Below are 12,809 nucleotides of genomic sequence, written 5' to 3' on the forward strand. Positions count from 1 at the left end.
AATCGGCATGAGCAAACTTGATGGCGTTTTTCCGATTGCTGAAATCTTGGAAAAAATCCCGAGTGCGGAATTCACTACCCTTGGCATGAGGAACCTTGCCCAAATCATTCGCCTAAAAGGCATGGCGATGTTCGAGTTGGGGCTGACGGCTTGGCATGCCGCTATGATTTCCGGTCATTTCAATATTGCGCCAAACAGCTTGGGAGACCTTGTTGATCGCGGCGAGCCAAACCTACTGAAGTATGTCAGCCGAGCCCTGAACCGCAAAATGGTCTTCGACATCAGCTATCAGTATGCAACTGTTCCTACTGCTCCCACCGCTGAGCCAAAAATACAATTGCTCATCGCACATCTCTTTCCCAATCGGCTGCATATTGCAGATGTGCAGCTCCTCAACCCCGAAAGTGTGAGGGCACAATTTGAAGGCCACGAAGATCAATCACACAATAGTTTACGTTTGTTTGGCAGGATGCTCGCAAATGCGGAAATGATCGCTAAGGATATTGGCGCAGAGAAGATCACCCTAACATCGGCCAACAATCCGCTGATCTCCACCTTTAAAAAGCATGGCTTCGCGGTGGAGGATTCTGGCATGGCCCGACAGGCAATGTCGGTCGGATTCGGCATCCCTATGGAATTGGTGATCTAGGTCAACACATGCAGAACATTCCGAAGTACCACCATTATCTCCCGTCGTTCTACCAGTCTCGTTGGGCGATAAACGATCGACGGCTCCGCCGTTTCTCTAAACCAAGGGATAAGATCGTAGCAAAATGGGTCTATCCTACTCAGTCTGGCGGAGAAGATGAGTTGTATTCAGATCCAGAAGCGCCGCCAGACAAGGCTCAGGTGCTCGAGTCGGATTTCATGTCGCCCTTGGACTCCCTCGCGAGCCAGGCGCTTAAAATGATTGAGACAGGCGACGCCACTATCAACCGTCACCCGAAGTTCCGCAGCGCCTGGTCTCGGTTTTTGATGTCGCTAATGATGCGGATGCCTGACGACATTGAGACCTTGAAGGGCGGTTTGGTCGAGGAGTGGATGTTGGCGATTCCGGATCTGGAGGAAGTCTATTCAACCAATCGGGAGGATGGCTGGCCGGAGACATTCCAAGAGTATCTTGCGCGCAGCCCCAACAGTTTCGCAAGCTGGGCTTCGTCCCTTATTCGGACGCTGATAGACCATCAAAATATTGGCGAGTTGCTCAACAACATGCGTTGGTTCACGCGAGAGATCAACGGGAATGCGGAGTTTTTGGCAAGTGATAGGCCGCTGATCACATGGTTCGACTTCTCTGAGCCCGATACGTACATATTTCTCCCCATCGGACCAAAGCGAGTGTTCGTCGCCGTCAACAATGTGGAAACTCAGGGACGTATCGAGAGGCAGCCAGCGGAAGAGTGGGTCACCAACATCAATAAGTGTGTTGCTGGAGCGGCCAAGAAATTCGTGTTCGCCACCGATGATCGGCAGATGGAATTTGTAGACCAGCATTTTGGCAGCCGGCCACGAACGACCCTTTTTCAATATCTGCTACGCCATAGACGAAGAGCCAGAGGGTGACAAACGGCAGACTTTCGGCTGGCTTGCTCATTGTCGCCGGGAGCTAGCGCTCAGCTATCTAGTTCCGGCCGACACGTCACTCAGAGGAAGTTTTCGTCCGGGATACCGCAGCTGCCATGTCTCTATGACGAATAGTGCAATTGCGGACGCCGAATGTATTGCAAGCTTTGCAATGCGGGGATCGATGCGACGAAACCCCCTTTCTTTGCCATGAGCACCCCCGACATGGGTGCGAAGAGAACCTATGCCTTGGACTGACGTTACCAGGCCAGAAAGCACGGCCTTAACATCATTTACTATCCCGGCGGCTACGCCTTCTTTTGTGGGGTCGAGACCTAGCGGATCGCGCACTGCTCGATAGAGTCCCGAGATATCCTGCTTCGTAGGAAATTCGATGTCCAGTTCGACGAGGATCGATCTACAGACGCTTTCGACCACAGCACAAGCCGCCGTCACTGCGATCTCGGGATCTGTGGCGGCCGCTCGCAAGGCGCGGTCAAGATCACGACTTACTGTATCGAAGTCGATGCCAGCGGCCATGGCGGATAGCTCGCCTGTAACTGCAGCAGTCTCGGCTATTGCGATAAGGCGCATCGTCCTTCCCGTCGGGTCAAGTTTGAAACCGTCAAAGAACAGGTGCTTGTTTAGATGCTCAACGACTGCAGCGTGGCGACCGGGGTCGTTGATAAAATCCCGAGGATCTGCGGCACCCTCAATAATCCGCCGGAGCAAGTCCTCGTTGTCTATAAAGCTGGCCTCCCGGATCGCGGTCTTGGTCGCCGGGAGCCGACTCTCGCCTGCAATTCCGAACGAGATGCCATAGTTTTTGAACCAAGCTTCAAGCCGCCAGGCCTGTCGATAAATACCGATGGACGGCTCAGCCCCGTTCGCTGATCCCCCAGAAATGATCTCAGCAAGGGCATCGATGGATTGCTCGGATAAATCAATTCGCATTGTCGAATCTTACCATATGATCTCGACCATCCTGAGGTTCTGGTGGCTGGGAAGCTTCCGCTCTTTGCTCGATTCGAGGGCTGAGGTCGTGGCTCGGCTCCGGCGACAGAACCTCTCTGTTTATATTTTCGACCCAGACAATTTCGCCGCTGGTGAGGTAAACGACGGCACCCCCATTGGCCTGGGTCGCCGTAATGTAGTCGCGTAGCTGTTGAACGTGCGCCTTGCGTACGGCGGACGTTGGGTTCACGTCCGATTTCCAGTCGATTGCGGTGTCGATACCTTGATCGCTGATAGCCAGGGCATCGGCGCGACCGGCGAGAAGAATGTGCCCGTCAACCGACCAGACCGGTATCTCAGGCACCAGACGAGGCCGCAGATCAGCAATTGCAGGCAAGGAAAGCGTGCGAAGCGCAGCTGCTGCCATTTCGTTAGGATCGGGCCGCATTCGATCATCATCGGTGTCGTGCGTAAGCTGCTCGAGCAGGAGGCGAGCGCGTGCGGTACTCGTTGCCAGATCATCGGAGAGCTCGCCGGTGAGGAGCTCCTCCATGAGCTTATGTAGGATTACGCCGCGTAGGGCGCCGGCGCCCGCAATTTCGAGACGCTCCCCCTGGCTGTCCAAGGTTACTACCCCGTCAAGAGAATCGCCAAGACGGTCGCCGTCATGTTCGCTCGGTCGGCGCCACACAAGAGGCGGCGAGCTATCTTCGACGAAACGCTGTTCCGTCGCAAAGATTTCGGCCGATTGTTCATTCGGTTGCGAGGCGCCCGCGCGGTTGGTCAGTGGTGTGAACGATGAAAGATCCAGCTCTGGGACTTCAAGCTGACGCAGGTCGACGGAACTGAACCACGAATCCTTTGACGCCTGGGGAATATGCGGAAGGATCAGGAGATTGCGAGCCCGCGTACACGCCACGTACCAAATTCGCTCGCGCTGATTGGCATCCTCAAGGCTCTCCGCCGCGCGAGCCGCAGCAAGTTCCGGGGGCGCGACACCACCGATCATCCAATGCAGGCTATTGTCGGATTGTCTGTGAACGAACTGGTCCGGCCGATAGAGTTCTGTCGTTGAATTGATCGGAATGACCACCGGCCATTCAAGCCCTTTTGCGCTATGGATCGTGACAATCTCGACCGCATGCTCGGTCGGATCGATGCGACCCTCCGGTGCTCTCGCTTTTTGGTCCCAGTCAGATTGGAGATCCCGAACGAAGGCGCGTAGCCCGGAAACGCCATAGCTGCGCGCTTTCTCGATGAGTGCATCGAGGTTGGCGAGAGCCCGTGCGTTCCGGTTGCCATGGCGCGCCGCGATTATGACGCGGGCGTTCAGCCGCTCGATGGCTTCAGCAAGGATCTGGCTCGGAGTGGCAACTGGCGCTTTGCGCCGCAAGCTTTGCAGCAACATGAGAATTTCCCGGGCCAGCGGATGCTGTACCAAGTCTGGATCTGTGCGCACAGTGAAGAAGGTTTGACCTGTCCCATCGACAGAGAGGGCAGTCGTAATGTCGAGCAGTTCCTGATCGCTCAACCCAACCAGTGGACCGCGCATAAAAGCGCCGAAGGCGAACGTATCCGAAGAATCTGCAAGCACCCTCACAAGTGCCAGGACATCCTGCGTTTCCTGCCGTCGCATCAAGGTTTGGCCGGCTTGCGATGAGACCGCGAGGCCTCTCTGTTCGAGGGACCGTTCATAACGCCAGAGCTCCGTGTGACCGGGTGATAGAAGTGCGATGTCACCGGCCTTCAAAGGCGTGCGCTTGTTGCCGGCCCGCAGAACGGGCAGGTTTCCGACCAACGCCGCGCAGATATCCGCGACCCTCTCCGCTTCGGCTTCCCGAAACATCTCCGCGTAGATGCGCTCGGCGGTGGGGATCTCGATCGTCGAACGTGCCACGCAGGGCAGTAGCTGGGACGCATCGGATAGTGTTGGAGCAAGGGCGACATATCGGGGCTGCGAAGGCTTCTCAAAGACCGGCTCGAAGCATGCATTGACGTGATGGATGATCGGGCCAAGCGATCGGAAATTGGCCGTCACCTCGATGACTACTCCGCCATCCTGGCCCTGGACCAGACGGCTACAAAGCTCGTAGGCTTCTATATCGGCTCCGCGGAAGCCGTATATCGCCTGCTTGGGATCGCCGACAAGGAAAAGCGCTCCGGGACGCAGCCGCGCGGCCTCCCAGTGCGTCGGGCGCTCGGCGGTCGCAGCGATCAAGAACAGGATCTCACTTTGGACGCGGTCTGTGTCCTGAAATTCGTCGACCAGAATATACTGATAGCGCCGCCCGACCGCCTGCCGAACCTCTTCGTGTGAGAGCAGCAGGGACTGAACGTGGACGATCAGATCGTCGAAATCCAAGATTGCAGCGGCGCGCTTGCGGGCGCTGTAGCTGTCCAGGAGTTGGTCAAGCGAGCCGGATAGCGAACAGACGAGCGTGCTCGCGATGTAGCCAATGAGCTGGCTCCAGGCGTTGTTGACCGCATCGTACAGCGCCCGCCCTGTATCGTTGCCAACATCATTCTTTTGAGCGCCAAAGCCCCGGGCGGCCTCATCATATGTCTTGAGCTGCAATCCCTTCCGTCCAAATAACCGCCCCGATCCTGGATCGCAAAGCTGCCAAAGGGACCGGAAATGCGGATCGCCTGCGATACAGCCTTGGTAGCGCGTTGCCAGCTTGCCGAGCTCCTGTACAATCTCCTGGGCCCAGGCCCCTCCTTCTACATTTGCTCTCCATCGTTCGAAGTCATCCACCGCCTGGACGAAGTCGATATCTGGCCGCAAGTCTCGGGGAGGGGGAATCGGCTGAGCATCCGGATGCTTGCGCCGGAGGCCTGCAAGTTCGCGGATGAGGTCGACCACCTGCAACGGGATTTGCTCTGCCAAGACGACGATCGGATCGTCTTCTGAGGCGTCAATCGAGAGCCGGCGTGTGAACCATGCCGATAATTCTGCCCTAAACAAATTGTCGGCGATGGTCGCATCCGCGATGCGAGCGCCGGGATCAAGGCCAGCCTGGACGCCGTGGCTGCGAATGATCGCCTGACAGAAACCGTGGATGGTCGTCGCGGTCAACTCGTCGAGTTGCGTCGATGCGATCGCAAGCGCGCTTCGCTGTTGTTCGGAGAGGCCCAGAGGGATGACGGCCTTTAAGAAAGCCGGAACTTCGCCCGCCAGCAGGACGTCTACCGTTTCTTTGATGCGCGAGGCAAGTTGGCTTGCCGCCAGTTCGGTGAAGGTGATTGCGGCGATCTCACCCGGTCGATGACCCGCGGCAAGCATCATCGCGACGCGCCCTGCCATAAGCGATGTCTTTCCAGTTCCCGCAGCCGCCTCCACAAGCAGGATGGAAGCGAAGTCTGTCATCGCCCGGCAACGATTGTCCTGATCAACGAGCGTCATGTTGAGGCCCCCCAGAGCTTGTTGAGCTGCTGGTTGGCCGCGCGAAATTCGGAGGCTTTCCGACGAAGATAGCTCTCGCGGTCCGCTGGAAGCGCAAGGCGCATGTCATCATAGAAAGCGTCTTTTTCCCAACGGGGTGTGATCCGTCCGCTGCGCAAAATTACCATCGCAGCCGAGAGGTAGTCTGTGGCATGAGTGATCGCGTCATCGAGATCGTCGCCCTTGAGCTCGAACGTTGTCGGCTCATCCGCCAGATAAATCAGACGTGCAACCACTGCTCTCACCTCTGGCAGCAGCGCCCGCACTGCAATCGCGTAAAGCACGCGCTGCAACTCGCGTCCTTGTCCAAGCGTGATGCGTTGGGTCTTTGGCGGCGGCTTGATGCTCTTATAGTCTGTAATCCGCGCGGCATCGCCGGTCGCGCGAATATCCAGGCGATCGATCCGGCCGCCGAAGACCAAGCCGGTCGGCTCGATCGGGACTACGAGCGTGGCGTTCCACGGCGCCTGTTTCGCGAGTGGATTGACCTGGCCGAATGGCACCTCGGTCCAGCTTCGCGTGTCGGAGCGCACCAGGTCGTCCGAAGCAAGGCCCCTGGCCGTCCTGCGCGCTGCTTCCTTCACGGTATGGTGCCAGAGGATCGACGGCGGAACGGACCGTTGCAACGGCCATGCTGTGAGGACAGCAGCTGAAGCGCCTTCGATGGCTGCCTCGATTTCTTCGGCGCTTGCACGCGCAAAGCCCGGCGCGGGTTCGAGCGCTGCGATCGCATCACTGATTAACTCGTGCACGAGCTCGCCGAACGACGTTGGGTCAAGTTGCAAGGGTTCTGATTCTTGTCGAGGAGAGCGCCAGCCCAAGGCATATCGCCAAACAAATCCGAGTGGATCGCGCAGCAGGCGCTGCAACGAGGTCGTCGACTGGACCCGCGCCAGTGCCGCCTCGATGGCGGGATGATTGGCATTCGACAGCCCGTCATGTGCGGTGAGATCCGCCCGCCACTGCCAACTCCGCCAACAGAGCTGAGCCTGCCGCACATGGGGGAGCTGCCCGGCGTCGCGTGCGCGCGCCAGCAGCCTGTCGGCTGCACTGAAGGCGTGCTCTGGCACGCGGTCGCGTTTGTGAACGACCGAATCGCCGGGCCATAGAACGCTTGGGGAAAGCTGGCCGCCTCGGGCGTTCCTCTGGGCGCGCGACAAGACGAGTTGCTCGCGTGTCTGTGCTCTTATGATCTCGAAATGAAGGCGATCTCGCTCGGCGGTGCTGACCGGATGCAGCTTGCGGCGATCAAGCATATGATGCGGGATTAGCGGGTCGTCATGATCCGCACGTGGCCAGGAGCGGCTGGTGAAGCCGAGCAGACGTGTGAACGGTCGCGGACACGACACCAACTGGGATGCCGGACACCACACAACGCTGTTGGCTGGTTCGCGTTGATCTGCGACGCGTAAAGACTGCAGCGACAGCGCAATTGCGTGCGGTGGAGCGCTTCGCAACGCCTCTTCCCACATCGTCAGACTGGCACCGCCCAATAGCCGCCTGCCAGCTTCGCTCCCAGCATCTGGTCCTCGGGCAAGGAGCTCGAGGATCGGCAGAAGAATTTGCTCGGCGAGTTCGGCAGCAGCCCGCCGTGGCCTGGCGGCGGTCATCGCCTCGCCCCATTGATCGAGCGTTCGTAGAGCAGCCCCTCTCGGAATGCCAGCGAACCAGTCCTCGGGAATCGAGCTGGAAAACGGCCGCGCCGGAAGGCGCCGGATTAGACGCCAGACGCGTTCCTGGGTGAGACCGTTGCCAAGGACATCTGCGAGGGCAGCGCAGGTCTGACCGTCCGCTGTGCTCAGTGCCGGAACGCCATGCGAAAAATGGACCGGCAGCGCCGCACTTCTCGCATAGGCAAGAAAGTGGTCGTCCCAGTCTTGCGTCGACGTCGCGGCGATTGCGATGTCCTGTGCCCTGACCTCGCCCGTCGACAGCAGCCGCCGAGCCCACCTCAGCGCCTCCACGACCTCTGACTTCGGATCGGCGCTCGCTTCGGCGGAAATCTGTGCGGGGCCAGGGGCCGCGCTTTTTCGTATCGCGCCGCCAAACCATGGCTGCTCAACACCCTCCGGCAAATCCCAGGACAGGTCGGTAACGGGGGTGATCGCAATGAGGAGCGGACGCCAAACAGGATCAACCTCGACGATTCCCGCAAGCGTGACGGACCCCAGTAGGTGGCCGGCGTGATCGGCACGTTTGACGGCCGCGTCGCGCAGGTCGCGCGGCAGCAGATGGGTGGCCGGTAAGCTCTTACGGATTCGCGCCTCAATCAGGGCAAGGTCATGGAATCGCGCTGCGTCTTGCGCGAGCGAGGCCAAATCCAAGTCCGTCCGCCAGACCGAATCGAGCGATTGAAGGACCGCCCGTGGCATGCCTGGCAAATCTGCAATGGCGTCAACATCCTGAAACCCGCCAGCGGCGAGTGCCGCTTGAATCGCCGGGTAAAGCACGTCTGTCCCCGCGGGCGTCGTAAACCCCCCGACAATACGACTGGCGAGAAGGGGAAGCGTCAGGATTTCGCGGCCGATGGCACCACTCATGGCGGCTGCGGCGCGAGCACTGCGCAAAGCTAGCAAACCATCGACGACGTGGGTGGAGCGAGTGATCATCTGGATACTTTACGCTATTGTTCGACCGAGTCTCGATGATTGCCCGGACTCTCGATCTATTGAAATATCGGGCTGATAAAGGCCTGAGGTGCTGGGGGGCGCAATGCGGTTAAGCAAGTTGAGCATAAGAAATTTTAGGAACTTTCAATCTATCGATATTCCGCTATCTGGCAATGTCGTGCTTCTCGGGCAGAATAGAGTCGGAAAAAGCAATCTTCTGTTCGCAATCCAGCTGATACTCGATCCAACCCTACCTGACTCGGCCCGACAGCTGAAGCTGACCGACTTCTGGGATGGTGGGCCGGCCGATTTCAGTGCCCCTATTGAAGTGCATTTGGAGCTCTCGGATTTCGCGACGGACATGGCCCTGAACGCGGTCCTAACCGATTTCCGCGCGTCTCACGATCCGATGATCGCGCAACTCAGCTACGTCTTTCGCAAGAAGGTCGAGGTCACTGGCGCTCCACAGTCGAGCGCCGATTGTGAGTTTCTCGTTTTCGGCGGTGGCGATGAAACCCGTTCGCTCCCAAGCAGGGTCCGCCGACGCATCGCGATCGAACTGCTTGACGCTTTGCGCGACGCCGAAGGGCAGTTGGGGAACTGGCGCAGTTCGCCATTGCGTCCTCTGCTCGAGGATGCCGTTTCCGGGATCAGCCGCACGGACATCGACGCGGTGGCTGCAGAACTCGACAAGGCCACCAAGACGCTCGAAACCTTTCCGACGATCAAGGCACTGGAAGACGAGTTGCGGGCGGGCATCGTCCATCTTTCTGGAAAAACGCACGACATTGATGCTCGACTGAGATTCGCGCCGACGGACCCGCTGCGCGTGTTTAGAGCGATTGCTATGTTCATCGACAATGGGAAGCGTGGGATTGGAGATGCCAGTCTTGGCTCCGCCAACGTGGCGTTGTTGGCCTTGAAACTCGCCGAATTCTCATGGCGCCGAAAGAAGAACGAACGAAACTTCTCGCTCCTTTGCATTGAGGAGCCCGAGGCACATCTTCACCCGCAACTTCAGCGGTCCGTCTTCAAGAAGCTGCTTGGCAATGTCGATGCTTCGCAGGCGATGATCGTCACCAGCCATTCGCCCACTTTGGCCGCAGTCACCCCGTTGCGCTCAATCGTCCAGTTGAAGAAGCGGGCGGGGGCGACCCAGGCATTCTCGCTGGCGAACCTGCCGGTAACTTCGGACGAGATCGACGATCTTGAAACCTACCTCAATGCGACACGCGCCGAGCTGCTGTTCGCCCAAGGCGTCATTTTTATCGAAGGCGACGCGGAGGAGGCACTCCTGCCCATCTTCGCTTCCTCGCTCGGTCATTCGCTGGATGAGCTTGGGATAACGGTCTGCAATGTCGGCGGGGTCAACTTCCGCCCTTATGTGAAGCTCGCTGAAGCATTGAAGCTTCCCTACAGCGTGATCACCGACTGGGATCCCCTCGATGGCACGAAGCCTCCTCTGGGAAAGAAGCGGACGCTCGATCTTTGGCAGGATATGCTTGCGGTACGTGGCCAGCCACTCCTGACGCCTGCGCAACTGGCAACGTGGGATCCGATGGACCATGCCGCATTCAGCGTGAACGCAGCAAAATCCGGCGTTTTTCTCAACGACCAGACCTTCGAAGTGTCCGTGGCTAATACACCCGGTCTTCTGCAGCCGCTCCTCGATGTCCTGAGCGAGCAGGACTTTGGATCGGTGCGAACGGGACGCATCTCCGCCTGGAGGGCCGGTGCAGCCGTCGATGCCGCACAATTGCTTGCCATGATCGCAAGCATTGGCAAGGGCCGGCTCGGCGCGCGCCTGTCGAAGAAGACAGTAGGCCTCAAGCCGCCTTCCTATATCGAAGGTGCAATCAACGCAGTCGTTGGATTGGTCGCTCATGTCTAGCGAGCGCGCGCTTCTTCAGGCCCTAGCCGAGCTTAAGGCGAACCCGGAACAGTCGGCCGCTGTCGCCGAAACCAGACATTGCATCGTGCTGGCCGGTCCCGGAAGTGGGAAGACCAAAACCTTGACCACGGCCATGGCGCGCGTTTTGGCGCAGGACGTCATCGAGCCGCGAGGGGTCGCCTGCATCACCTATAATAACGAGTGTGCGATCGAACTCGAAACCCGTCTCGCCCGCCTTGGCGTTGTTCCTGGAGATCGCGCCTTTATCGGCACCGTGCACGGCTTTGCGCTGAGCCAAGTGATCGGCCCCTATGCCCGCTGTGTGCCAATCGGCCTTCCTGCGAACTTCAGGGTTGCGACGCGATTGGAAACGAGAGCTGCGGTGGAGGTCGCGTACAGGAACGTCATCAACGGCACCGACAATCCGCACCAGCGTTGGGAGTTCGCATCCGAGAAGCGCAAGCGCGACGTCGATCGTTCGCGTCCTGAATGGCTTCGGCGCAATCCCGAACTGGCCGCTTTCATCGAGACCTATGAGGCGGAACTGCGGCGACAGGGTCTGCTCGATTTCGATGACATGCCGCTTCTGGCCTATCGCATGATCAAGGAAAACGTCTGGATCCGTGAGGCACTTCGCGCGCGTTTTCCGGTGTTGTTCGTCGACGAGTATCAGGATCTCGGTCACGCACTACATGAACTCGTCCTGCTCTTGTGCTTTGAGGGAGGAACCCGGCTTTTCGCCGTTGGCGATGCTGACCAGTCGATCTATGCCTTTGCCGGCGCCAATCCCGAACTCCTCGCGAGCCTGACGCGCCGCACGGATGTGCGGACCATCAAACTGCGGTTCAACTATCGTTCCGGCGGCAAAATTATTCGCGCGTCTTTGGGCGCACTTGGCGAAGAACGCGACTACCGTGGCGTCGATGGCGCGCCCGAGGGAGATCTGAGCTTCTGGGAGGCGCCCTATGGCCTTGACTCGCAGGCGGAAGTCATTGCCGACACGATCATCCCAAAGCTTCTCGAGCAAGGATTCGAGCCCGGGCAGATCGCTGTCCTCTATCGAACTGCGAAGCTCGGCAACAAGGTAGCAGTCGCCCTAAAAGATGCCGACATTCCTTTCGTCCGAACCGACACCAACGCCCTCGTCAAGCGAAGCTCGCGCTTTGCGCGTTTCATCGAAGAGTGCGCGCGCTGGGCAACTGGCGGATGGCGAGATGCCGATCCCCCCTATGCGCGGCTTTTGTCGCAGGCGATCACGCTCGTGTTCGGGCGTCACGCCAGCGAGCGCGAAGAGCAAGATCTGTCCGCACAACTCATGGCGTTCCTCAATGCCTCAATCGAGACCGCGGAGACTACGAATGCGTGGCTGCAGCGGTTATCGCGGGAGCTCATCACGCCATGGAGTGACGTTGCCCGAAATTCCGAACAAGAATGGCAAGTCTGCGACGAAATGATCGCCAATACGGATCCGACGTGCGATCTTGATCTTTCGCTGGCGCACTTCGCGGGGCGTATCGAAGGAGCAGGGCGCGTTAACCTCAGTACACTGCATAGCGCCAAGGGCAGGGAGTTCGATGCCGTCATCATGTACGGGGTCAACAATACAGATTTCCCGAGCGATCGGGATAAACGCACACCGGCCGGGCTTCGAGAAGCAAGGCGCTTGTTCTATGTCGGCGTGACACGGCCGAAAAAACACCTCAGCCTGGTCTTTCAGGAGCAGCACTTCTCCCCGTGGGTCCTCGAACTGTACCAAAGGAGCCAGAAACAGTAGCAGGCCGCATATTATTCATAATCGCCAAATGAATTTGGTTCTGACAATCCTGGACTGGAAGGCATTATCGCCAAGCACCGCGAAAGCCCGCACGCCTACGTTCCGTGCGAAGGTTGAATAACGCCGAGTAGCAACGGCAGCCTGCTGTTCTTGAAATCCCACTTCGCAAGCGGGGCAAACCAGTCCGGCGCCGGTTCCCCGTCGAGCTGGATGACCTGGTCGCCGTCGATTGTCTGCTCGGCGTAATAGGTGCTGAAAATCGGCTCGCCATGCCGATCCCTTCCCAGCCCTGATGCGTCGGCTCGACCGGGTTTGCGACGAACTCGACGCCGGAAATCTGGTCACCTTCCATGAGCGCAATTGGTCCCTCCACTTTCCATTCGCCATGAAACAGGAAGACCTGGGCGAGCTTGCGATCCTTCGGATCAGTTAGCTCGACGTCGCGGCTATAGATCCTGGGGCTCCGTGGGCATTTCTACATTAATACACGCTAAGGGAATTTGAAGTTGTTTGGATTGAAGCGGTTAGCCCGGATTGGCCTGAAGCGTTCGAGGGGTCGGTCAATTTCGTTCCAGA

7 protein-coding genes are annotated in these 12,809 nt (G+C 58.6%); 4 read left to right on the forward strand and 3 right to left on the reverse strand.

The window, feature by feature from the left end; all coding sequences use genetic code 11:
* Nucleotides 1-7: 7 nt before the first annotated feature.
* Nucleotides 8-649: a hypothetical protein gene (locus ACP7B1_RS23740; protein ID WP_426137363.1), complete on the forward strand. Its 642-nt coding sequence runs from the start codon at nt 8-10 to the stop codon at nt 647-649.
* Nucleotides 650-657: 8 nt separating this feature from the next.
* Nucleotides 658-1,563, forward strand: coding sequence for a DUF4238 domain-containing protein (locus ACP7B1_RS23745; RefSeq protein WP_426137364.1), 906 nt, complete (start codon nt 658-660; stop codon nt 1,561-1,563).
* A 54-nt stretch (nt 1,564-1,617) separates the two neighbouring features.
* Here the strand turns inward: ACP7B1_RS23745 and ACP7B1_RS23750 are convergent, their stop codons facing one another.
* Genes ACP7B1_RS23750 through ACP7B1_RS23760 form a run of 3 tightly spaced genes read right to left on the reverse strand, consistent with a single transcriptional unit; the run spans nt 1,618 to nt 8,568 of the window.
* A complete protein-coding gene (locus ACP7B1_RS23750) occupies nt 1,618-2,517 on the reverse strand; it encodes an abortive infection family protein (RefSeq protein WP_426137365.1) in 900 nt (299 codons plus the stop codon).
* Nucleotides 2,507-5,920 (reverse strand): UvrD-helicase domain-containing protein, encoded by a 3,414-nt coding sequence (locus ACP7B1_RS23755; RefSeq protein WP_426137366.1) that lies wholly within the window; start codon nt 5,918-5,920, stop codon nt 2,507-2,509. Before ACP7B1_RS23755 ends, ACP7B1_RS23750 begins: the two co-directional genes overlap by 11 nt.
* The gene (locus ACP7B1_RS23760) at nt 5,917-8,568 is read right to left on the reverse strand and encodes a PD-(D/E)XK nuclease family protein (protein ID WP_426137367.1); all 2,652 of its coding nucleotides are present in this window, start codon (nt 8,566-8,568) and stop codon (nt 5,917-5,919) included. The genes ACP7B1_RS23755 and ACP7B1_RS23760 overlap by 4 nt, the downstream gene beginning before the upstream one ends.
* Before the next feature lie 103 nt (nt 8,569-8,671).
* Between ACP7B1_RS23760 and ACP7B1_RS23765 the strand changes: the two genes are divergently transcribed.
* Entirely contained in the window at nt 8,672-10,459 is a 1,788-nt protein-coding gene (locus ACP7B1_RS23765) for an ATP-dependent nuclease (protein WP_426137368.1), read from the forward strand.
* Entirely contained in the window at nt 10,452-12,233 is a 1,782-nt protein-coding gene (locus tag ACP7B1_RS23770; protein WP_426137369.1) for an ATP-dependent helicase, read from the forward strand. Before ACP7B1_RS23765 ends, ACP7B1_RS23770 begins: the two co-directional genes overlap by 8 nt.
* Nucleotides 12,234-12,809 lie beyond the last annotated feature (576 nt).

Origin of the sequence: Phyllobacterium sp. SL163 (assembly GCF_049896885.1) — a bacterium.
Lineage (GTDB): Bacteria > Pseudomonadota > Alphaproteobacteria > Rhizobiales > Rhizobiaceae > Phyllobacterium > Phyllobacterium calauticae.

Coding starts and splice junctions, on each gene's coding strand:
- ACP7B1_RS23745 (WP_426137364.1), top strand. CDS start 658: ATGCAGAACATTCCGAAGTACCACCATTATCTCCCGTCGTTCTACCAG.
- ACP7B1_RS23760 (WP_426137367.1), bottom strand. CDS start 8,568: ATGATCACTCGCTCCACCCACGTCGTCGATGGTTTGCTAGCTTTGCGC.
- ACP7B1_RS23740 (WP_426137363.1), top strand. CDS start 8: ATGAGCAAACTTGATGGCGTTTTTCCGATTGCTGAAATCTTGGAAAAA.
- ACP7B1_RS23750 (WP_426137365.1), bottom strand. CDS start 2,517: ATGCGAATTGATTTATCCGAGCAATCCATCGATGCCCTTGCTGAGATC.
- ACP7B1_RS23765 (WP_426137368.1), top strand. CDS start 8,672: ATGCGGTTAAGCAAGTTGAGCATAAGAAATTTTAGGAACTTTCAATCT.
- ACP7B1_RS23755 (WP_426137366.1), bottom strand. CDS start 5,920: ATGACGCTCGTTGATCAGGACAATCGTTGCCGGGCGATGACAGACTTC.
- ACP7B1_RS23770 (WP_426137369.1), top strand. CDS start 10,452: ATGTCTAGCGAGCGCGCGCTTCTTCAGGCCCTAGCCGAGCTTAAGGCG.